Source organism: Phaeobacter cretensis, from assembly GCF_047372505.1.
GTDB classification, from domain to species: Bacteria; Pseudomonadota; Alphaproteobacteria; order Rhodobacterales; family Rhodobacteraceae; genus Phaeobacter; species Phaeobacter cretensis.
Genome location: NZ_JBKBEU010000002.1, coordinates 163109 through 184634, shown reverse-complemented (window position 1 = coordinate 184634; position 21526 = coordinate 163109). Strand labels below are relative to the sequence as shown.

The window sequence follows — 21526 nt, the reverse complement described above, 5'->3', positions numbered from 1 at the left end:
ACGTCGGTTTCGATGAGAAAGCACATTATAGCGAACAGAATACAAGCAAGTAAGCCTCGATTGCTTGTTCCGTATTGCTGTCCTGCTGTTTAGCTCACGCTTTTTGAGACCAATTGCTTCAGACTTGAACCCGCGAACATAACCGCTGCTAAGCACACGATTGTGGGGCCGGTGGGTGTATCGAATGTGAACGCGAGCTGTAAACCGCCAAGGGCAGAAATCGCACCGACAATTGCTGCGATCATGGTCATTCGTTCCGGTGTGTCAGCAAACGAACGCGCTGTTGCAGCGGGGATGATTAGTAATGCAGCAATAAGTAAAACGCCCACCACCTTGATTGCGACAGCCACCACAACCGCCAGAGCCAAAGTCAGAACCAACTGTTCACGTTTTGGGTCAATTCCAGCGGCGTAGGCAAGGTCAGTGTTGAGGGTTGAGGTGAGTAGCGCTGACCAGCGCCAGCACAAGAGTATGACAACCGAAATCGCCCCGCCCCAAATTACGAGCAGATCTGTACGGTTTACAGCCAAGATATCACCGAACAGATAGGCCATGAGGTCTAATCGCACCCCGTGCAAGAAGGATACCGCCACAAGGCCGAACGCTAAGGAGGAGTGTGCGAGTACACCCAATAGGGTATCAACGGCATATCCGCGGCCACTCAGCGTTGTTACCACTGTAGCCATTATTAATGCCATCGCCAAAACACCCAAAAATATTGGTGTATCGAAGCTCAGAGCGAGCGCGACGCCTAGGATGGAGGCATGTGCCGTCGCGTCGCCAAAATAGGCCATTCGACGCCAAACGACGAAACAACCTAATGGTGCAGCCGCGAGAGCAACACCGACGCCGGCAAGGGCGGCGCGGACCATAAAGCTATCCAGTAATATCATGAATGCGGTCCAGTCACATCGACGCCGGTCGGCGTTGGATCATGGGCGTGATCATGACCACATTGATGATCATGAGAATGGTTGTGCTCATGACGATAGAGAGCCAAAGCACCCTGAGTGCCGGTACCAAACAGAGCCCGATACTCCGGTGCAGACGCAACATGCTTTGGCGCACCTTCGCAACAGATATGGCCGTTGAGACAGATCACGCGATCGGAGGCTGCCATGACAACATGTAATTCATGGCTAACCATCAGGATTGCACAGCCCAGCTCCTGCCGAAGCTGCTCAATCTGTTGGTAGAACGCAGCGGAGCCGGGTTGGTCCAGACCCTGTGTTGCCTCATCCAAGATCAAGAGTTGAGGATTGCAAAGCAGCGCGCGCGCCAACAGGACACGCTGAAATTGCCCACCAGATAGACCGGTCATTTGGCGTTTCATCAACTGCCCGGCGCCTGCTTGTTCTAGCGCAGTTTGCGCCGCGGCATCATTGACGGGTTTCGGTAGGCTCAGAAAGCGTCGCACGGTGAGGGGCAATGTCGGATCAATATGGAGCTTCTGCGGAACATATCCGATGCGTAAATCGTCTATCCGGGCGACTGACCCGCCTGTGGGCTTGAGTGCGCCTATTACTGTGCGAAGAAAAGTAGATTTTCCAGATCCATTAGGACCGACGATCGTAACGATTTCACCGGCGGTGATCGAAAAATTTACGTTACGTAATACGGGGTTGGCGTTGTGCTGCACCGTGATATCAGTAAGTGCAACTAGGCTCATGCTGTATCCGTGGACTGACATTTGGGGCAAAGTCCCTCGGCTTCAACCACCGTGCGCTCGATCAGAAATCCGGTGTCTCGTGCAGCTGAGCCCAGACGACCGTTCGTGGTCTGAGAGGGCGCCTCTGCAACTGCGTTGCAACCACGGCAGATCATGAAGATTGGTGCGTGATCGTCGCCGGGATGGCTACAGGCGACAAATGCGTTGAGGCGTTCAATTTTGTGAACAAAGCCATTTTTTACCAAAAAATCCAATGCCCGATAGGCTATTGGCGGCTGGGATCCCAAGCCTTCATTGCGCAAAATATCAAGAAGATCATAGGCACCCATTGCGCGATGGGCCTGCAGCAGGATCTCTAATACGCGTCGGCGTACTGGTGTGAATTGCAACCCGTTTGCCCTGCAATGTGCATCCGCCACCGCGATCCCATCGGCGATACAATGGCTATGATCATGGGCGTCAAATCCGATGGGGTCCATCTATGGCTCCGTTTGGTGTCCTCTTGAGGCTTGATATGTTATGTTATGACGCTTATCAACTGGCGCAATGTTATACAATTACATGGATGTATCATGCGACAAACACGTTTTATTGTCACTGCTGCCACTGTCTGGTCGTTGGCAACCGGTGCCTTTGCGCAAGTGCCTGAAGTTGCGGCCGATATTGCACCGGTGCACGGCTTGGTCGCGCGGGTTATGCAGGGTGTTGGCACTCCCGAACTGGTAGTACCGCGGGGTGCGTCTCCACACAGTCATGCCATGCGCCCGTCGGAAGCACGGGCACTGGATCAGGCTGATCTGGTATTTTGGATCGGGTCGCGGCTGACCCCATGGTTGGAAGGCCCGATTGACTCGCTTGCCTCCGACGCCAAGGTTATTTCATTGTTGGAAGCTGATGGCACGCGCACGCTGACTGTTCGCGATACCGCTCAATTCGGGCGCGGCCATGATGATGACCATGACGAAGAGCGCCACGACGATCAGCATGATGAACATCACGACGATCACCATGACGAGCATAGTGAAGATCATGATGCGAAGCATGATGATGGGCATGACGACGATCACGCAGAGGGTCATGACGGAGAGCATGATCACGATCACGAAGTCGGTAGCCTGGATGCACATGCTTGGTTGATGGCAGAGAACGGCAGCGCCTGGCTCAAGGTCATTGCTGATGCATTGGCGGAGTTTGATCCGGAAAACGGAGATCTGTACCAGCGTAACGCGACAGAGGGCCAAGCAGAGATCGCTGCCGCTACAACCGCGATTTCAGCGAACCTCACCAAGGTGGAAGACGGGACATTTGTCGTTTTTCATGATGCGTATCAGTACTTTGAGACTGGTTTCGGTATTCAGGCTGCTGGCGCGATCTCGCTTGGTGATGCAACAGACCCAAGTCCGGCGCGGATCGCCGAAATTCGTGATGTTGTTCGTGAGATGAATGTGAAATGTGTTCTGTCTGAGCCTCAGTTTAGCCCAGGTCTGGTTGAGACCGTTCTGGATGGAACCGAGGCGCGGACCGCCGTGATTGATCCGCTTGGTGTCAATCTGGAACTGGGAACAGACTTTTATCCGATGTTGTTGACTGCCGTGGGAGAGGCTATCGCCAGCTGCTACTAATCTGCGATAGCAGATTTTTGGCCTGTTCTTTGGGCCAAAAGGTGAACCAGCGTGGCGCCGGTTTCGTAATAGGCGCCACGCAATCCGGCAAAGGGCAAATTGTGTTGCTTGGTCACGCTGACCGGGAGCACAGAAGGATCGTTGCTGATGAGTGCTTCAGCCATATGCTGGCCAAAAAGAGTACCGGGCCCGATACCGCGCCCTGAATACCCGAAACAGGCATAACCTTGGCCAAGATCGAGGATCTTCGGGATGTGTTCCGTTGTCATTGCGATCTTACCCGCCCATTGGGCTTCGAAGGGATGATTGGACAGACTTGGAAACATACTTGTCAATTTACGGCGGAGCCAATTGGTGTGGATCTCTCCGGCGATATGAGACGGTGTGCCCATGCCGCCGACAATAAGCCGTCCGGCGCGGTCACGTCGCCAAGACGACATGATCAAGCCGGTATCCCAACATCCCTCTTCTTTTGGTAGAATTTTGGCCGCGAGGTCATCATGCAATGGTTCGGTTGCTGCTTGAAAATAGCTGACAGGTATAGTGGTTGGCGCAGGATAGCCCGAGATTGGTAGTGGATAAGCGTTTGTCGCCATGATCAGCTGGCGTGCGCGGACGCTGCCATCGGGTGTGGAGACCAACCAACCGTCCGTTTCGCGCGACAGTTTCACTGCTGGAGATTTTGCATATAACCGTGCGCCTTGTGAGGCAGCGGCGCGGGCCAGTCCGACGGCATAGGCCAGCGGCTGGATCGTCCCGGCACGTGGGTCGAACAACCCGCCATGGACAGCATCGCTCCCGACCCGCGCTACGGCCTCGTCACGGGATAGCAGTGTAACGGGAGCGCCAATTGCGTTCAATTGACGGTGGCGATTTTGTAGATCTTTGAGCCCCGAACGCGCATGGGCGCAATGCAATGTACCGTTTTGCGTTGCCTCACAATCGATCTGATAGGTTTTGATCAGGTCGAAAACAACAGCAGGGGCTTTAGCAAGTAGCCTACTTAGTCGTGCACCAGCCGTGTTTCCAAGGAGTGCGCCGATCTTCTCAGGAGGTAACCACAGCCCAGCGTTGACCAATCCGACATTGCGCCCTGATCCGCCAGAGCCAAAGGTATCAGCCTCTAGTAGGCAAACATCGGTACCCAATTGGGCAGCTCGCAAAGCAGCGGAGCATCCGGTGTAGCCACCGCCGATAACAACAAGATCGGCAGTGACGTGATCGACCAGGTTTGATGCGACGACGTCTTCGCGACATGTTTTGTGCCAAAGAGAATGCGATAGATCACCGGTCATGGGCGGCCTCGGTTACAGTGGTCATCTGGAATCAGATGTCGTTGTCGTTGCATCAACTGTTCCTTACTGTGCTGCTTTCGCTATCTGGAAATTTAGGACATTAGGTGTGGCTGATGCTTGATCAGATTTTCGACATATCGCAGCTGTTGATCTCTGCCGAGGAAAATAGTTCATTGTAGCCTGATTTGTTGCGTCGTGAACTGGTACGGATGAGTTTATGTGCGGCTTCCGCTCACATCCTCTGGTGCGACGGAAACGGATTTTACAATTGCGTGGCAGTGTGCTCCAACCGAAAGCTTCATAGCCGCAGCCGACCGTCGGGTTACGCGTGCGAGCAGGGTTCCGGCGTTGGTCTGGAGCGAGACCATCATCCCCGGCCCTTCGCCACTGCGCAGCGAGGTGATTGTACCTGGAAGAATATTCAGCGCAGAGAGCCCATGGGGGCATTCACGCGACAGTATGATTTCATGCGCGGAGATACGCACACGCACGGCCTGACCAGGTGGATGAGGGACCTGCGGTAAAAATAGGGGTATGCCACCGGCATTCAGTTCACTTAGCCCGTCTGAGTGGTGACGATGCACATGAGCCTGCAGGATTGCGCCAGCTGCACGGACTCCTGTGGGCATCACCGCCGGGTCTGCAAGGACAAGATCTGCGGGACCGCTGCGAATGCAGCGCCCGTCCTGCAGGACAACCACAGTTGTCGCGAGCCGGGCCACTTCGGCGACCGAATGCGTAACATACAGGATCGGGAGGGAGATTTCGTCACGAAGTCGTTCCAGATATGGAAGAATTTCAGACTTTCGGGCTTCATCTAGAGCGGCCAATGGCTCATCAGCCAAAATCATATCCGGAGCAGATAAGAGTGCCCGACCAATCGCGACCCGCTGCTTTTCCCCGCCGGATAAATGCGCTGGATGTCTGTCTAATAGACCATCAAGACCAAGCATCTCGACGACAATGTCTAGCGATGTGGCCTGCTTGCGCTTTGCCGTAAACCGTTGGCCGTATATCAAATTCTTTGAAACGGTCATATGCGGGAAGAGCCGTGCATCCTGGAATATATAGCCGATGCGTCGGCGGTGCGAAGGAACGCTGATACCGTTCAAGGTGTCCAGAACAACCCGTTCTTTGATACTGATTTTACCAGCTGAGGGGGTCAGCAGACCCGCGACCGCATTTGCGACGGATGTTTTTCCGGCACCCGAGCGACCAAACAGAACGGTCACACCATCGGGTGCAGAAAAACTAACATCAACAGCCAATGGTCCCAATTGGTGTGTCAACGCGACTTCTAGCATGTTGCGCCTCGCACTCGGTCCGCGACTCTGCGGGCGAGCCATTCGGACAGCAACAACGCTGCCATTGCAATGACGACAGATACGATGACCAATCGCAACGCGGAGTTCTCACCGCCCGGAACTTGGAGGAAGGCATAGATCGCCGACGGTAGGGTGCGTGTCTGGCCGGGAATATTGGACACAAAGGTGATCGTGGCTCCGAATTCGCCCATTGCTTTGGCAAAGCCAAGCACCGCCGCGGCCAGCACCCCGGGCAAGATCAGAGGCAGCGTAATGGTCAAAAACACCCAGATCCGCGAAGCGCCCAACGTCGCGGCAGCCTGTTCGAGCTTCGGGTCCACCGCCTCTAGTGACAGGCGCATGGCTCGGACCATTAGTGGAAATCCCATGATCGCAGCAGCGAGAGCGGCGCCAGTCCAGCGAAACGCTAAGACAATACCAGCAGATTTAAGAGCCGCACCGATTGGGCTCGGGCCGCTGAACACAATTAGCAACACATATCCTGTGACCACTGGCGGCAGGATCAACGGAAGATGTACCAAACCGTTGAGCAGGGCTTTTCCGTGAAACTGCCAGCGGGCCAAGGCAACGGCAACCAGTAGAGCAATCGGCATTGCCAGAAGAGTTGCCCAGAACGAAACTTTTATGGACAAGGCGACCGCCTGCCATTCATCTGGGCCCAGCCATTGCATTCGGTATGGTCACTCCGTTAATACAGTGAAACCTTGCCTGACAAAGATTTCTTTCGCAATCGGACTGCGTAGGAAGTTTAGAAAATCAGTGGCTTCTATACGGTCGTTCGTAGCGGCGATCGGGTAGACGATCAGCGGGTGGCTGTCTAATGGGAAACTATCCAGCACAGTAACACTTGTCGTGCCTACGACATCTGATCCGTAGACAACGCCCAGACCGGCGGCACGGCGCGATACCAATGTCAGCGCTGCGCGTACATTGTCGGTTTGTGCGACATGAGGCTGTATCAGGTCCCAGAGGCCGAGATATTGTAGCGCCGACTTGCCATATATTCCCGCGGGGACAGCATCGACCAATGCCATCGCTAGCGGGCGACCTTGCAGTACAGTCAGCAGCCCGGGACCATCAGTCAGCGATAATTTTGCGCTATCTTCCGGCAAACCAGTGGGAGCAATCAGAACTAGGGTATTGGTCAAAAGATCGAAGCGCGTCTCCGCTGCAATCAACTGGTGTTCTTGGGCCCAATCCATCCAGGCGCTATTGGCTGAGATAAAAACATCGGCTGGGGCACCAAATTGTAGCTGTCTGGCCAGTAACGATGAACCTGCAAGGGATAGATCGACAGCTACTCCGGTCTTGGCCTCATAAGTATGCGATATTTGTTCTAGTGCCGTTTTGAGACTTGCAGCTGCGAAAACCGTGATACGTTCTGCGCTACCAGCATTTGGTAAGACGAAGGCCAGAACAATGGCAAGGGCGGCAATCTGGCGATAAACGAGCTGTCTAAAGTGTTTAGCTGACGCTGTCTGTTTAGGTCGTTTTTGCACGGTGGCATCCTGTTTTCGCCTATAAACAAGATGATAGTGGTCAGTGCGACTATGCTGCAAGAGGTTATCATGCCATGTCGTGCCGGGGCTGCAACGTGACAAAGGGCCCGGAACTTGCCGGACCCTTTACCAAATTTATCTAAGGTCGCTGTAGGTGCTCTCTGAGCAGGAGACCCGGCTTGCTGATACTAGAACAACGTGACCGCGCCCACGTCTGCTGCAGGTTTGGGTGCTGCTGTGGGTCGTGCAGCGACGCGTTCCTGTTCGCCTAGACGTCTGTCGTCCTTGACCTGGGTCTGTTGCGCTGCTCCGGATGTCGCATGAAAGCGAACACGTCGAGCGGAGGTGCCGCCTACGCTTGAGGAGACGACGGCGATGCCCTCGTCTCGTAAAAACCGTTGCACAAAATCCGCGTTCGAGGCACCGATGTCTGACAGATTGGCTGACATCTTGGCACCGCCGAAAACCTTTGCCTTTAGGTTTTCACGGCTTGCACCTTTTTTCATGATGCCGTTGATTAGCAGCTCCATAGCATGAATGCCGTAACGGGCATTTACGCTATCGCTGGCGGTCGAAGAGGCCAGCAGGAAATGGTTCATACCACCAATTCCGGCTTTTTCGTCGTATATGCAGGCAGCGATACAGGATCCCAGCACGGTGGAGAACACCACACTTGGGGCTGTCGATACGCGATACTCGCCTTGTAGAACTGTCACCGTGGTGGAGTTAGCAAAAACGCTCAAGGTGGTTTCCTTCCCAGTTATCTGTCAGGTTTTGCAGGCCTGAATCAATGTTCCGGCCATTCGCGCAAGCGAGACCTGTTGCTGCGCAGCGCCCATTTCCCAGGCGACTCGTGGCATCCCGTAGACGACGCTGCTTTTTTCGTCCTGCGCAAAGGTTTTTGCCCCAGCTTTGCGCAGTTCAAGCAGCCCCTGTGCCCCATCTTGCCCCATACCGGTTAAGATTGTGGCAACAACGCTCTTTGCGATAGGCACTGCAGACATAAAAAGTGCATCGACGGACGGCATGTGGCCCGAAATCGGAGGCCCTTCCTTGAACCGGGTTCGATAGGGTTTGCGCGGGGTTAATCCCATATGGCGGGGCTGACCGGCAGCGACATAAACATGGCCGGGTGCGAGTGCCATACTGTCATCTGCAGTCACAACCTTAGCAGGGCAAATCCGATCAAGAAGTGACACCAAGCCACGGCCGAAATTTTTGCCGGTATGCTGAACGATCATGGTTGGCGGGCAGTTTAGGGGAAAACCCACCAAAACGCTGCGAAGCGCTTCAACACCGCCTGTGGAGGACCCGATCAGGATAATTTTGTCACTGCCTGGTCCTGTTGTAGATCCGACTTTATTTTGTGCCATCTGAGACGGCTGATCCTTACGCGGTGCTTTAACCATCATGTCAAAGTAGCGTGCGAAATCTTGCGGATTGTCCGATTTCGAGAGTTCAAAGATACCGGCGCCAACATCCAACAAAGGTGATGAGCTGCGTGCAGGTGTTGATCCTTGACTGTCCATCACCGATACCCACCGGATATCGAGAGCTGAGAACAACGCAAGCATCATTTCAAATTCAGGAAGCTTTGTGAAACCGTCTTCTACAAAGGCGAATTTCGGTTGTCCGGCTTCAGCTTGATTGTAGGCCATCATCAGGTTGTTGGCCAATAGCACTTGAAGGCCCTGATAAGTGGCCTCCATGTGTTGTTGTAGATTCTGCGCAAAACGCCGATCTGTCGTGATGATCAAGAGGCTCTGTGACAATGCTCATTCCGCTCGTTGCGTTCGGACGAGACGCCCGAAGTGTTTTCAGATAGACCCCCCCAGCTCGAGACCGGGGGTGGTCGGCGGGATTAGAAGTCCTGCCAGATGTCCTTTGCAGCGCTGCCGTTTGTGGCGGCGCTTGCTGTGGCAGGGGCAGGTTTTGGCGTGACAGCGTCGATATCCCAATCATCGCCATGTGCGCTTGGGGCCGCTGGTGCGGGTTCGCTGTTGGCAGCCGGGCGCGGTGCCGCAGCTGGTGCCGGTGGTGCTTTGCGGGCAGGTGCCGTGGATTGCGCACCACCTGCGGCGACGCGAAAGTGGGCAACGAGCTCGCCGAGTTTGCTGGCATCTGCATTGAGCATGTGACCAGCTGCAGTGGCTTCCTCGACCATCGCAGCATTCTGCTGGGTCACCTGATCCAATTGGGTCACACCGGTGTTGATCTCATGCAGGCCGGTTGACTGTTCTCCGGCACCCGTGGCGATACCAGACACCAATTTTGAGATATGACCAACCCGTTCGACGATGCTTTGCAGCGCGTCGCCGGTCTTGCCAACAAGATCCACCCCGCGCTCCACCTGTTTGGTGCTGTCGCCGATCAGGGTTTTGATCTCCATCGCGGCATCTGACGAGCGCTGCGCGAGGGCACGGACTTCGCTGGCAACCACGGCAAAGCCTTTACCGGCTTCGCCAGCGCGTGCGGCCTCGACTCCGGCGTTCAGCGCCAGAAGGTTGGTCTGGAAGGCGATGTCATCAATCACACCGATAATCTGGGAGATATGGGTCGAGGATTGCTCGATCTCGGTCATCGCAGAAACGGCGCTTTGAACCACCGTGCCGCTGGTTTCGGCCTCTTCCTTGGCCTCTTGCATGATGCTTTCGACACTGCGCGCGCCTTCAGCTGCAGATTTAACGCTCGCGGTCATCTCATCCAAAGCAGCCGCGGTTTCTTCCAACGTGGCGGCCTGGCTCTCGGTGCGGTTCGACAGATCATCCGACGCTTGGCTGATCTCTCCCGCTCCACTGCGGATGCTTTCCGCTGTGTCGATAACCTGCGTCACAGTCGTGCTGAGTGTTTCTGCAGTTAGGTTGAAATTCTCGCGTAGCTTTTCGTGGTGCGATGGGAAGGGGCTGGCAATCGGTTGGGAGAAGTCCCCGCCAGCCAAACGGACCAGACCAGAACTGAGCTGTTCAACCACAACTTCTTGTTGTTGCTGGAGCTCTGCACGTTCAAGTTCCGCAGATCGTGCCTGTTTTAGGTCATCCTGTAGGCTGATCAATTGCTTACCGATGTCACCGATTTCGTCTTTTCGGCGGGCTTCTGGAATATTTGTTTCGAGGTTCCCGGATGCAACTTCGTCCATTCGGTTGCAAATACGATTGATAGGTTGGGTGATTGACCGTGCAAAGAGCCAACCGCCAAGTGACATAGCTGCTGCACACACCAAGGAAATCAGCAGTAAGCGGTTACGTTCCCGTGCAACTGGGGCAAACAGCTCCGCGCGTCCTTGCTCTGCGACAATGGCCCAATTCACCTGTGGCATCCCAACGGGCCGGGAATAGGCAATAACCGCCATACCGTTTCCATCAACTGCGTCTGGGTAGAATCCGGTTTTACCAGCAAGCGCCGCAGCAATCTGTTCTGTTGGTGCTAACTTTTCGAGGATCTGATGCACATCGTCGTGACGCGAGTTAGTACGCACTTTCAAATCTTGACCAACAATAAACACATCAAGTGTTTCATTCAGTTCGCTGACTGGGTTTACGATCTTGGTCAGCAAATCTACCGGCACCTGTATAGCCAACACTCCCTGAAGTTTGCCCGCAGCGTCAAAAACAGGAGTTGCGACAAAGGCAGCGGCAGCTCCGTTGCTTGGCGCATATGATTCAAGGTCGGCAAAAAATACCTCACCTGCTGGCATTTTGACTGCGGCTCTGAACGCTTGACCCAGTCCTGACGCAGCGTAGGTGCCGTTGGCCAGGTTTGTGGCATAGTCTGCTTCTTTGGTTACGGAATAGACGATGTCGCCGGCCGGATTGACCAAGAAGACGTCATAGTACCCTTTGTTCTGCAAAACCGCAGTCAGCGATGGGTGAAACCGGGCATGATGCATATGGTATGGCGAATCACCGGTCCCGCGATTGAGTAGGTGTTTCTTACCCGCCGGGTTAGGATTGTTTTCGATGTAAGCATCGCGCAGCGTTGTCTGCGGATCGCTTTCTATTCCGTCCCAGGTCATGGTGAACCATTCAAGAGCGGTGGCGGTCGATGGGATTGCAGCCAGGGTCGACGCATCTGCACGAATGCCCTCCACAAGGGCTCTCAGCGCAGTACTGCGGTCCTCTGACAAGGCGTGAAATTGTTCCTCGGCATGCTCAACCGCATTTCGCTGAAAAGCGAGCGAACTGATTGTAACAAATATCGCCGTTACCAACACACCAAACCCTACAATAAAGAGGGGCAATTTGTACGCTAGGCGCAAGGTGGGAATAATTTTCATTTGGTACTCCATTCACAGGCACAAGAAGAGGGTGGTGACCTCTCCTTTTTCCCTTGATGCCTGCTAGGAGTTAATTTCGACCTTACGAGGGATTGGTTTTTCACGGCAAAATCACGGCTAAACAGGTCGCCGACGGATTTGATTGAGTCCGTATAATTATATCCCTCTATTCGCCGATGCCGACCTCACGGCCAAAATAGCGACGCGAACATTCCTGCGTCGAGTGGCCGGTAAAATTTGACGTAATTCCGATTGGTTTTTACTGCTAATTCCACGCTGAATCCGGGATGGGGTAGGTGGGTATGGCAATCAAATATTAAGGCCCGCTGTCTACTTCTAGGTCATCGACTTGAAACCTGTCGCCGAACACGGGGGTGCGAATCGCTGACCATGACGACGGAAACGCAAAAACATATATTAGACCTGCCCAATGCCTTCTCGGACCTTGAACCGTTGATCGCATTCTTGCGCGGGGCGCGCTCTCAGCAAGTTGAGATCGACTGTAGCAATGTGGCGGTTATGCCATCGCGTTGCTTGCAGCTTTTGCTTAGCGCGGAACAGCAGTGGCGGTCGGAGGGGCTGGGTTTCTCAGTCGCCAAGATCACCGAAGGGTGCCGGAAATCACTCACTCTTTTGGGGCTCGAGCCCAACCGATTTGAAGACGAGGAAACAGCATGAAGACCAAAGTTCTGGCAATCGACGATTCCCGCACCATCCGGAATCTCCTGGCCGCCGCTCTCGAAGAGGCTGGCTTTGAATATCACTGCGCCGTAGATGGCCGCGAAGGTGTGGATATGTACGCCGACGTAGCGCCTGATGTAGTGATAACTGACATCAACATGCCTAACCTCGATGGGTTCGGCGTTATTGAAGAGCTTCGCGGCGACGGAATCAACTCGAAGGTTCCGATTTTGGTGTTGACCACCGAAAGCGCGCCCGAGTTGAAGGCCCGTGCCCGTGGTGCTGGTGCAACCGGATGGATCACCAAGCCATTTGACGATGCTTCGCTCATTTTCGCGCTGAAGCGCGTAACAGGGGCCGCAGCCTAAGATGGCCGGGTCGATTCAGGACACATTCTTTGAGGAGTGCGAAGAGCTCCTTGAAGCAATGGATGAGGGTTTGACCGCTATCGAAGGAGGCGATCACGACCCAGAGGTGGTCAATGCCGTTTTCCGAGCGGTTCACTCGATCAAAGGGGGGGCCGGGGCGTTCGGTTTGGATGAACTCGTTGCCTTCGCCCATAAATTCGAAACCGTCTTCGATGAGGTGCGTGCCAACCGGCTAGATCTCGATACCAAGCTGATTCAGCTGCTGCTGCGCTGTAGCGATCATCTGTCTGATCTTGTCTCGACCTCCCGTGATGGGGGCAGCGTCGATGAGGCGCATAACGATGTGCTCGTCGCCGCGCTGGAAGAGTACATCGGTGAAGAAGAAGAAGAGGTTGTCTTCCAGCCCATGGGGTTGGGTGGCGCATTTGAGATGGCGCCCATCGAGGATGAGCAGGAGCGGGTCTATAACATTCGCTTCCATCCTTTAAAGGACATGTATGGGACCGGAAACGAACCCTACTTCTTGTTTCAGACCCTGGCCGATCTTGGCACGCTTGAGGTCACGCTCGATGAAAGCGAGTTGCCTGGTTTTGACGCGCTGGATACCGACGATAGCTATCTAATCTGGGCTCTCGTGTTGACGACAGCCGAGCCGAAGTCGGCCATTGAATCGGTTTTCGAGTTTGTCGAAGGGCTTTGTGAGCTATCGATCGATTCCGATATGGATGAAGAGGATGATGCCAACGCTTTGGCAGCACTGGAAGCCGCCTTTGGTGGACCTCCAGAGGAAGGTGGTGATCAGGTGACTGTCCCTTTTGAACCGCCGGTCTCAGTTCCCGAACCGGAGGCTGTGGCGGCCCCGGTGGCCGCAAAAGCGGCTGCGCCAAAAGCTGAGGCCGCGAAGTCAGAGCAGCGCGGGCCCAACCCGACGCTGCGGGTCGATCTCGAACGGGTCGACCGTCTGATCAACGCCGTTGGCGAATTGATTATCAACCATTCGATGCTTGCGCAGCAGATCGCCAATCTCGATGTTGCTGATCTGCGGGATGTTGAAACCGAATTGGAGGGCTTTAAGAATCTGGCCCGTGATATCCAAGAAGGCGTCATGTCCATTCGCGCCCAGCCGGTCAAGCCGCTGTTCCAGCGTATGGCTCGGATCGTGCGCGAAGCATCTGCTGCAACCGGTAAAACGGCTAAGCTGATCACAGAAGGTGAGAACACGGAAGTCGATAAGACCGTCATTGAGCGGCTGTCTGATCCGTTGACTCATATTCTGCGTAACGCTGTCGACCACGGGGTTGAAAAGCCCGAGGATCGAGAGGCCGCTGGCAAAAGCCGTAACGGTGAGATCCGGCTATCGGCATCGCATCGATCCGGCAGCGTCTGTATCGAGATTAGGGATGATGGTGCCGGGGTTAATCGTCCTCGCGTCAAGCAGATCGCCATCGACAAGGGTTTGATCCCTGAGAATGCCGAGCTGACTGATGGCGAGATCGATAACTTATTGTTCCTGCCAGGGTTTTCGACGGCGAAGGAGATTTCAAATCTTTCGGGCCGCGGCGTGGGGATGGATGTTGTAAAAAACGCGGTAACTGCGTTGGGTGGGCGGATCAATATTTCTTCTACACCCGGCAAAGGGTCTGTGTTTACCATTATCCTGCCACTGACTTTGGCAGTTATGGACGGCATGGTCGTATCCGTCGCTGATCAAACAATGGTTGTTCCGATTACATCGATCGTAGAAACGATGCGCGGGAGCGATGACATGGTCAACAATCTCGGCGCTGATGGAACACTGCTGTCGATCAGAGGTAACTTTGTTCCTGTCTGCGATGTCGGTGGGGCACTGGGACTATGCCAGAGCGATCATGACCAACCACCTGGTGTCTATCTACTGGTGGAAACGGAAACGGGTCAGCGCAGCGCATTGGCCGTGGATGATATCCACGATCAACGCCAAGTCGTCATCAAAAGTTTGGATGGCGTTTGCGGGAATATTCCGGGCGTCGCTGCTGCAACCATTCTCGGTGACGGCAAGATCGCCATGATCCTTGATCCTGAAAGTATCCTTGCGGCTTCGCCTTCTGCAGCCGCGTTCGACACAGAGCGGAGAATAAGCAATGCAATCGCAAGCTGATGCCAAGTATGACGATTCGGAAATTAAACACGCCGAGCACAGCGAATTTGTCAGTTTTACCGTTGCTGGCCAGGCGTTTTGTCTGAAAATCACTCAGATCCGAGAAATTCGGCGCTGGTCCCCTGTAACTATCCTGCCGCATGCTCCGGCAGATGTGCTGGGGGTGATGAACCTGCGTGGCGCGGTGATCCCGATCTATGATCTGTCCGCGCGTTTTGGTTTGCAACAAACCGAGGCAAGCGAACGCAACGTTGTGATCGTGGTGTCTGTTCATGGGAAACCGGTTGGTTTGTTGGCCGAGTCAGTATCCGAAATCATATCAATCAATCCAGATGATATTCAGGATACGCCGCCGGTCGATAGCCGTAACACGATGGATTATATCCAAGGCATCATTTCCCACGATGAAACCATGGTGCGGATCATCAATCTGGATGCTGTAATCACTGTACCGGAACAGGTGATCTCGTGACTATAGCCAACCCCATTGACACTCGTGGGGATGGTTTCAACCTGTCTGACCAGGATTTTGAAGCCATTGCCGATTTCGCGCACAAGCACTTTGGGCTGGCTATGTCGAGTAGCAAAAAGCCCTTGGTGTCGTCTCGCCTAGCAAGGCGGTTGCGCAAGCTGAACTATACCGATTTCAAATCCTACCTTCAGGAATTGAACGGCCCAAATGCGGATTCAGAGCGTAGCGAGTTGCTATCGCTGCTGACCACGAATGTAACGCAGTTCTTTCGTGAACCGCATCACTTCGACACCCTGCGAGATGACGCCCTTCCGGCGTTGTTGGAAAAGGCGCGTCGCGGCGATCGCGTTCGGATTTGGTCTGCAGGTTGTTCGAATGGCCAGGAACCCTACACCATCGCAATGGTGCTAAAGGACCTTTGCCCTGATGTCGAAAAACTGGATGTGAAAATTCTCGGCACTGATATCGATCCGGTGGTTGTCCGCAAGGCGTCATCAGCACGGTATTCCGCTGATGAGCTGTCGCAGATCCCGCAGAAATACAGCGGGTACTACAAGATCGATGGCCAGGATGGAGCGATCCGTGATGACTTACGTGCTCTGTTAACGTTTGGGGTGCTTAACTTGATTGAGCCCTTTCCGTTTAAAGGGAAGTTCGATGCGATTTTCTGTCGGAATGTCGCCATCTATTTTGACACCCCGACGCAACAGAAAGTCTGGCACGCGTTTCAACGTATCCTGAACCCCGGAGGCTATCTGTTCATTGGCCATTCGGAGCGTATGTCCGGTCCTGCTGCATCAGCTCTACAGACGGTCGGTATCACCACTTACTTGAACTCTCCTGCTGGTGGGAACACCTGAGCAGTCGGGCATAAAAAGAGAAAATGAGGAACTAAAAATGAGCTTGAAAGACTCTCTGCGCGTGATGGTCGTTGACGACATGTCCACCAGCCGAGGCATCTTGACCCAGTGTCTGGATGAGCTTGGTGTCAGCAACTATATGGTCGAAAATAATGGGCAATCTGCGTTCCAGAAGCTCGTTGCGAATCCGGTTCACCTTGTCTTATCAGACTATAATATGCCTGGCATGGATGGGTTGGGATTGCTCAAGGCGCTGCGTGAACACCGCGTGACGCAGCGTGTGGGCTTCATTCTCGTCACCGGGAAGCCAACCCCGGAAATTGTCGAAGTCGGGCGTCGTCTCGCGATGAACAATATTATTCGTAAGCCGTTCACTGTTGCGACGATGAAGCAGGCTATCGAACAAGTTGTTGGCCGCCTATGAACATGCAATCGACACCACCATCGAAAGGTCACACGATAAGTGACCTTTGCGATGTGTCGCGTGCCGAGATGCAGCGGCTGCAGAAGCAGGTACAGCTTCTTGAAGATACCGTGTTGACAGTTTTTGAGCGGGGAACTCCTCCGACCCGGGAAGAGAGGCAGTCGCTTCAGGATTTCGACCTTGTAGTTCAGACGCTGGCAGCTATGGATAAATTCTATGGAGAGCTTCGAAAGCTCACCATGGAAACCGGTGCTATCAACCTCGTCGATAGCAGTGAGGTCGTAACGCTTCACAATCTACGTGATAGACTACGCGATCCTATCAACACCGGCCAAGAATAAGAAGAAATGCAACGCCCATAGGGCGTTGCATTTCAGCGCTTGCTACTTTGTTCCTGTGTTGGTTTGACCGAGCCTTCCGGCTCTTGTTCCGGGGCTGACAGGTTTGTCTCACTTTTTTCGCTAGCGCGAGACAGAGTGACCAAACAACGCGAAGAAACCACTCGTAGACCGAAGCTGTACCAGCGAACCTTGCGCACATTTTTGATCTAGGATTTTATGTCAGTCGCTTACGTAAGTTCGGTAGACGTGACAATACCAGCCCATCTATGCACATCACGCATAACAGAGCCAACCCTGCCATTGGGAACGCCATGGATACGGCGAGCCCTACCAGCATTGCGCCTTGCCAGATTGGCAGTTCTTTTGGCATCGGCGGTGCAGCGAGACGACCTGCACTTGTAGGGCGACGTTTCCACCACAACACCACGGCGCTGCCACAGAGGAACAGTACCGAGAGGCATACCAATGTATTGGCCAGAACACTCCATAGGCCCAGGGTTCCCATATGGAGGGCGATCCCGACTGCCATTGCTTTGCCTGTCCAAGAGTAATCCACGAAGCGTACGTCTGCGAGAATTTTGCCGGTGTAGCGATCTACATGAACAGTACGATCCGAGGTTGGATTGGTGCTGTCGGTGCTCATTGAATCACGACTGAGGGTCCAAACACCGCTGTCGCCGCGCGGAATGCTGAGCTGATAGCGACCGGTAAACCCGATCTGGCGTGCCAGAGTATCGACGCTATCGATATTGACAACTGGGCCTGACACTCCGCTCAGCCCAGCTTCACTGCCTGACGCCGGCATAGGTGTTTGCTCAAGCGCCCACGGAACTTCGCGGCGGGTGTGGTCCATACTGGCGTGGGTGTCATCGGACAGAGGGACATTGTCCCACTTTTCTGCCGGGAACTGGTTCCATGCCTGTACCATTTTTTCTCCCCAGATCCCGGCCCAGGAGAGACCAGAAACCAGAAACAGGACCAGCAACAGCGAAACCCATATGCCCACAACTCCGTGTAGAGATTTCCACAGGCTGCGGCCACGGCCTGGAGTCGGCAGCAGAGCTCTACGCCAACCGATTTTACGAGGCCACCACATGTAAAGCCCAGTTGCGATCAATACGAGAGCCAGCGATGCGGCAGTCTCCAACATGCGATCGCCGGTGACTCCCAGCATCAAATCGCTGTGGAGCCCGTCAGCGAAATCATACCAGCCGCTGCGGCGTGGAAAGGTTTGGATGACTGTCGCTGTGTAAGGGTCAACGGCAACCATGATAGCATCGCCGTTGTGATCAACCCGGAAGAGGGCCGCGAGATCTGGGCCGCGTGGAGCGACGTATTGTTTCAATGCGCCATCAGGCAAGACCGCCTGTGCCGCATCTGCCTGAGCAGACAGCGGCATGCCCTGCTCTTGTAGTGTAACTGCTGTGTGTTCTCCGTCGCGCCCATCGATCCAAGCGATCCAAAGCATGGCCAGGCCAGTAACGGCGAGCGCAGTGAGAAATGGAATAACAAATAAGCCAGTGTAAAAGTGCCACCGCCAGGCGGCAAAATAGAGCTTCTGAGCGCCGCCTTGTGGCTGCGCCGAGGATGTAGACATGTTCATAGGTTGGCTCCAGGCCGTTTGCCTGTCGGAAAGACAGAGCAGGATTTCAAATTGACGTCATAGAGATCCGGTCAAAGGCGCTGGAGGGGCACGAGTAGGGCGCGAAGGGTCGCGCAAAAGGGCTTTGCGTAAAAGCACGATCACCGCTGCACCCACTGTCGGTCGCTGAACTGAGCACATGCCAGGGGTCACGGGATAGCTGGGGATTAAGGCCGCAGCCACGAGGCGGCACGCGTCACAGTTAGCAAAACTGGTATGCTCGGGGTCAGAGATGTCGCCACAAAGATCGCTGAGTGTCCCACCAGCTGCTAAAAAGGCGGCATATTCTGGAGAGTCTTCCGCACGGTCATAGCTATGCGCAAAACCAGTGCTGGCCATTGCCAAGGCCAGGGCAAGGACCATCGCCAATCGTGGGAGGATATGAACTGCGAATCGCATGATAATTGTGTTAGTTGGACTGAGCGCAGATTGCGAGTAATTCTGTTGGCGCACTGAAATTCGCCTAACCATATTTCATGAGCTGAGGTATCTAAGAGATCATCCGCCAACCTGAAGATAGTCTGTAGAGCAACGGATTAACCTGTGGAAGCGGACAGACACCAGAGCTAATGTGGATACTGCTTTAGGGTCAAGATGTGCGCACTGCTGACGTAATGAAATCAAGCAGGGTGACTCTGATGCGGCGCATTGGAACATCGTCCAATACGCTGCGATAGGCGCTGCCTTCGATCACCTCGACAATCATCTGGGCAGTGTCCTCAGGGTTGAGATCTTGACGCATATCGCCGGCGTTCACGCCGCGGGTAAGAACGTCGGCAAGCGCAGAAACCAATGCATTGCGATTTGTCAAAAATAGCGTGGCAATATCAGGTTTGCGAATAGCCTCTCCAGTGATCTCTAATCCCAAAATGACGTTTTCAGGCACCGCAAGATATTTGGCGTAAGCTTTCACAAAGTTGCTGAGCAGTTTGAGCGGGGGGCGCGGCTTGGAGAGGGCAGAAATAAACGGTTCCAGCTCTCTTTGTTCAAGGGCGGCGATTTCAACCAAGACATCGTGTTTGCCCGGAAAGTGGTTGTATAGGTTGCCAAGGCTAACCTCTGCGCGGGTTGCAATGTCGCGTATTCCGGTTTGGTGATAGCCATTTTCAAGAAAGCACCGGATGGCGGCCTCTAAGATTTGTTTGCGCCGTTTCGCGGTGGTTTCAATCCGGGTGGGTTTGCGCTGACTGTCTGACATTTGTGTCCTTAGGCGATTGGGATTTTCGCGAATGTTGCGGGGTCGCGCTACCGGGGCAGGGTGTAGTACCCGTTTCGAGCCCTGACAAGAAGAGGGCTCTAACCGGGGTGTTGTCCGCGACCGGTTTCGCTGGGTAGGTGCCCGAACCGAGCCTTATAGTCGCGCGCAAAGCGACCTAGGTGCGAAAACCCATTGGAGAATGCGGCGGTGGTGACATCTGGTTTTTCGCGATGCGCCATCAACTGGTAATGTGCCGCATCCAGACGGGTGTTGCGCAACACCTGCATCGGACTTTGACCGAAGGTTCGACGGAACCCTTTCTGCAGCGTGCGGATGTTCATACCAGCATGGGTTGCGATATCAACAAGTTGTATCGGATTGCTGAGATTTTCGTGGATGTAGTCCACGGCCGCACGGATTCTCTTCGGTAGAGAGCCGTGATCGGCACGGTCGATAATATGTGAGATATTGCTGGGTATGTCAGTCAAAAGTGCTAGTGCCAGCTCCTGCTCCACCCGGATGTCAGATCCGCGCAAGGGGCCTTTGAACAGCAAACCAGCCTCTGCGGCTTGGGCACAGGCCCAGACCATCTGCCGAATGCGCCGCCCGCCTTTGGAATGAAGGTCGACGTGACTGGCAAACCGGATCGGGCCCGGCAGTTCGGTGCCAATCAGCTGTTGGGCTGCTGTTTCAAGATGGTCGCGATCTATTTGAAGCAATAGTTTGCGGCAGTCCGAACTCCATCGCATTGTTGTTTCGCGATCGGGGTTTAGCAATGTTGCAGACGTTGCATTGGCTAAAATATCATCGCCGCGATGGCGTATGTTTGCATGTCCAGAGAGCGGGATCTGCAAGAGGTAAAATGAGCCTAACATGCCGGGATCGATGGTCACATCGGCGCCGTAGTGCAGGTAGTTGATTGAGCTGTACTGCCCGGCCACATGGTTATGACGAACTGCTAATCCACTGTGACGTTGTGTGATATCAAGTCGGTGATCGCAGAATTTTTGACCAACCCTATGGCGTGCCTCGTCAAGATCCCCGGTGCGCAGCAGCGGGTGATTGCTCAGGTGTTCAACTGGTTTTGCACTGGCTGCGATGGCTATCTTGCCTCCACTTCGGGCGCTGCCAGCTTAGATTGCCGCCAAGATATTTCAAGGCTTACAGATCCTGCGCAAAAACTGGGTTCGTTTTCTGGATAATAGGTTTTCCTAAGCTGGTGCAGGCTAACTGCTACAAATCGGTTTCAGGGAGTAAGTGAGTATGGAAAAAGGGATAACCAAGGCAAGCGACGGTATCCAAGATATGTCCTGGACGGTCGTTGGGCAGACCTATGTGCCCAAGTTGCTGAGCACAGACGCATTTATTTGGGATGCACTATTACCAGCCGAAACCTTTGTCCCGCCGCATATCCATCCAACTCAGGATGAATGGATATGTGTTCTGTCGGGGGAGCTGGAGGTAGAGTTCTTGGGTGATGTGCATAAAGCCGGTCCGGGCGATACCGTACGCATGCCCAGGGGAGAAGCACATGCTATTTTCAATCGGTCCGGTGCTGAGGCCCATTGCATTTTCGGCGTCGCGCCGGCGCGTAAACTGTTTGACCTGTTCATTGAACTGGACGGGGTCACCGATCCGGAAGAGCTGGTGCGCCTTTCGGCGCTGCATGAGGTTGATTTCCTACCACCCCCTGCTGACGCTTGATTAGCCCAAAGCCCAA

General features: G+C 54.3%; 23 protein-coding genes. 9 read left to right on the top strand and 14 right to left on the bottom strand.

The window, feature by feature from the left end:
* Positions 1–89: 89 nt before the first annotated feature.
* Genes ACEWZM_RS19715 through ACEWZM_RS19705 form a run of 3 tightly spaced genes read right to left on the bottom strand, consistent with a single transcriptional unit; the run spans position 90 to position 2148 of the window.
* On the bottom strand, positions 90–893 hold the full coding sequence (locus tag ACEWZM_RS19715) for an iron chelate uptake ABC transporter family permease subunit (protein WP_414008160.1): 804 nt from the start codon (positions 891–893) through the stop codon (positions 90–92).
* Positions 890–1669 carry an ATP-binding cassette domain-containing protein gene (locus ACEWZM_RS19710; RefSeq protein ID WP_414008159.1) on the bottom strand — a complete coding sequence of 260 codons (780 nt, stop codon included), beginning with the start codon at positions 1667–1669 and terminating at the stop codon, positions 890–892. The genes ACEWZM_RS19715 and ACEWZM_RS19710 overlap by 4 nt, the downstream gene beginning before the upstream one ends.
* Positions 1666–2148, bottom strand: a complete 483-nt coding sequence (locus ACEWZM_RS19705; RefSeq protein WP_414008158.1) for a Fur family transcriptional regulator — start codon at positions 2146–2148, stop codon at positions 1666–1668. Before ACEWZM_RS19705 ends, ACEWZM_RS19710 begins: the two co-directional genes overlap by 4 nt.
* Positions 2149–2241: 93 nt before the next feature.
* Between ACEWZM_RS19705 and ACEWZM_RS19700 the strand changes: the two genes are divergently transcribed.
* Positions 2242–3291: a zinc ABC transporter substrate-binding protein gene (locus ACEWZM_RS19700; RefSeq protein WP_414008157.1), complete on the top strand. Its 1050-nt coding sequence runs from the start codon at positions 2242–2244 to the stop codon at positions 3289–3291.
* On the opposite strand, the gene ACEWZM_RS19695 is transcribed toward ACEWZM_RS19700, so the two are convergent.
* From ACEWZM_RS19695 to ACEWZM_RS19665, 7 genes are all read right to left on the bottom strand, one after another.
* Positions 3288–4586, bottom strand: coding sequence for an NAD(P)/FAD-dependent oxidoreductase (locus ACEWZM_RS19695; protein WP_414008156.1), 1299 nt, complete (start codon positions 4584–4586; stop codon positions 3288–3290). The two genes, ACEWZM_RS19700 and ACEWZM_RS19695, sit on opposite strands and share 4 nt — an antisense overlap.
* Before the next feature lie 215 nt (positions 4587–4801).
* On the bottom strand, positions 4802–5890 hold the full coding sequence (modC, locus tag ACEWZM_RS19690; protein ID WP_414008155.1) for a molybdenum ABC transporter ATP-binding protein: 1089 nt from the start codon (positions 5888–5890) through the stop codon (positions 4802–4804).
* Complete coding sequence (gene modB / locus ACEWZM_RS19685) at positions 5884–6582, bottom strand: molybdate ABC transporter permease subunit (RefSeq protein WP_414008154.1); 699 nt, start codon at positions 6580–6582, stop codon at positions 5884–5886. The genes modC and modB overlap by 7 nt, the downstream gene beginning before the upstream one ends.
* A 9-nt stretch (positions 6583–6591) precedes the next feature.
* Positions 6592–7410, bottom strand: coding sequence for a molybdate ABC transporter substrate-binding protein (gene modA, locus ACEWZM_RS19680; RefSeq protein WP_414008153.1), 819 nt, complete (start codon positions 7408–7410; stop codon positions 6592–6594).
* 188 nt (positions 7411–7598) lie between these two features.
* The gene (locus ACEWZM_RS19675; RefSeq protein WP_414008152.1) at positions 7599–8153 is read right to left on the bottom strand and encodes a chemotaxis protein CheD; all 555 of its coding nucleotides are present in this window, start codon (positions 8151–8153) and stop codon (positions 7599–7601) included.
* A 24-nt stretch (positions 8154–8177) separates the two neighbouring features.
* The gene (locus tag ACEWZM_RS19670) at positions 8178–9119 is read right to left on the bottom strand and encodes a CheB methylesterase domain-containing protein (protein ID WP_414008263.1); all 942 of its coding nucleotides are present in this window, start codon (positions 9117–9119) and stop codon (positions 8178–8180) included.
* A 152-nt stretch (positions 9120–9271) separates the two neighbouring features.
* A complete protein-coding gene (locus ACEWZM_RS19665; protein WP_414008151.1) occupies positions 9272–11683 on the bottom strand; it encodes a methyl-accepting chemotaxis protein in 2412 nt (803 codons plus the stop codon).
* Positions 11684–12073: 390 nt separating this feature from the next.
* On the opposite strand from ACEWZM_RS19665, the gene ACEWZM_RS19660 reads away from it, so the two are divergent.
* From ACEWZM_RS19660 to ACEWZM_RS19630, 7 genes are read left to right on the top strand one after another with little or no spacing between them, the layout of a single operon-like run.
* Positions 12074–12361, top strand: a complete 288-nt coding sequence (locus ACEWZM_RS19660) for an STAS domain-containing protein (protein WP_414008150.1) — start codon at positions 12074–12076, stop codon at positions 12359–12361.
* Positions 12358–12732, top strand: coding sequence for a response regulator (locus tag ACEWZM_RS19655; RefSeq protein WP_014881839.1), 375 nt, complete (start codon positions 12358–12360; stop codon positions 12730–12732). The genes ACEWZM_RS19660 and ACEWZM_RS19655 overlap by 4 nt, the downstream gene beginning before the upstream one ends.
* Before the next feature lies 1 nt (position 12733).
* Complete coding sequence (locus tag ACEWZM_RS19650) at positions 12734–14869, top strand: chemotaxis protein CheA (RefSeq protein ID WP_414008149.1); 2136 nt, start codon at positions 12734–12736, stop codon at positions 14867–14869.
* Positions 14853–15341: a chemotaxis protein CheW gene (locus tag ACEWZM_RS19645; RefSeq protein WP_414008148.1), complete on the top strand. Its 489-nt coding sequence runs from the start codon at positions 14853–14855 to the stop codon at positions 15339–15341. The genes ACEWZM_RS19650 and ACEWZM_RS19645 overlap by 17 nt, the downstream gene beginning before the upstream one ends.
* Positions 15338–16201 carry a CheR family methyltransferase gene (locus ACEWZM_RS19640; protein WP_414008147.1) on the top strand — a complete coding sequence of 288 codons (864 nt, stop codon included), beginning with the start codon at positions 15338–15340 and terminating at the stop codon, positions 16199–16201. Before ACEWZM_RS19645 ends, ACEWZM_RS19640 begins: the two co-directional genes overlap by 4 nt.
* 37 nt (positions 16202–16238) lie before the next feature.
* Positions 16239–16625: a response regulator gene (locus ACEWZM_RS19635; RefSeq protein ID WP_014881835.1), complete on the top strand. Its 387-nt coding sequence runs from the start codon at positions 16239–16241 to the stop codon at positions 16623–16625.
* Between the two features lie 2 nt (positions 16626–16627).
* On the top strand, positions 16628–16966 hold the full coding sequence (locus ACEWZM_RS19630; protein ID WP_414008146.1) for a hypothetical protein: 339 nt from the start codon (positions 16628–16630) through the stop codon (positions 16964–16966).
* A gap of 214 nt (positions 16967–17180) precedes the next feature.
* Here ACEWZM_RS19630 and ACEWZM_RS19625 read toward each other — a convergent pair whose 3' ends face one another.
* The 4 genes from ACEWZM_RS19625 to ACEWZM_RS19610 all read right to left on the bottom strand — a co-directional run bounded on the left by ACEWZM_RS19625 (position 17181) and on the right by ACEWZM_RS19610 (position 20858).
* Entirely contained in the window at positions 17181–18569 is a 1389-nt protein-coding gene (locus ACEWZM_RS19625) for a PepSY-associated TM helix domain-containing protein (protein WP_414008145.1), read from the bottom strand.
* A 57-nt stretch (positions 18570–18626) separates the two neighbouring features.
* A complete protein-coding gene (locus ACEWZM_RS19620; RefSeq protein ID WP_414008144.1) occupies positions 18627–19007 on the bottom strand; it encodes a hypothetical protein in 381 nt (126 codons plus the stop codon).
* A 190-nt stretch (positions 19008–19197) separates the two neighbouring features.
* Positions 19198–19806: a TetR/AcrR family transcriptional regulator gene (locus ACEWZM_RS19615; protein ID WP_414008143.1), complete on the bottom strand. Its 609-nt coding sequence runs from the start codon at positions 19804–19806 to the stop codon at positions 19198–19200.
* A 98-nt stretch (positions 19807–19904) separates the two neighbouring features.
* On the bottom strand, positions 19905–20858 hold the full coding sequence (locus tag ACEWZM_RS19610) for an AraC family transcriptional regulator (protein WP_414008262.1): 954 nt from the start codon (positions 20856–20858) through the stop codon (positions 19905–19907).
* 211 nt (positions 20859–21069) lie between these two features.
* Between ACEWZM_RS19610 and ACEWZM_RS19605 the strand changes: the two genes are divergently transcribed.
* Positions 21070–21510, top strand: a complete 441-nt coding sequence (locus ACEWZM_RS19605) for a cupin domain-containing protein (protein WP_414008142.1) — start codon at positions 21070–21072, stop codon at positions 21508–21510.
* The last annotated feature ends 16 nt before the right edge of the window (positions 21511–21526 follow it).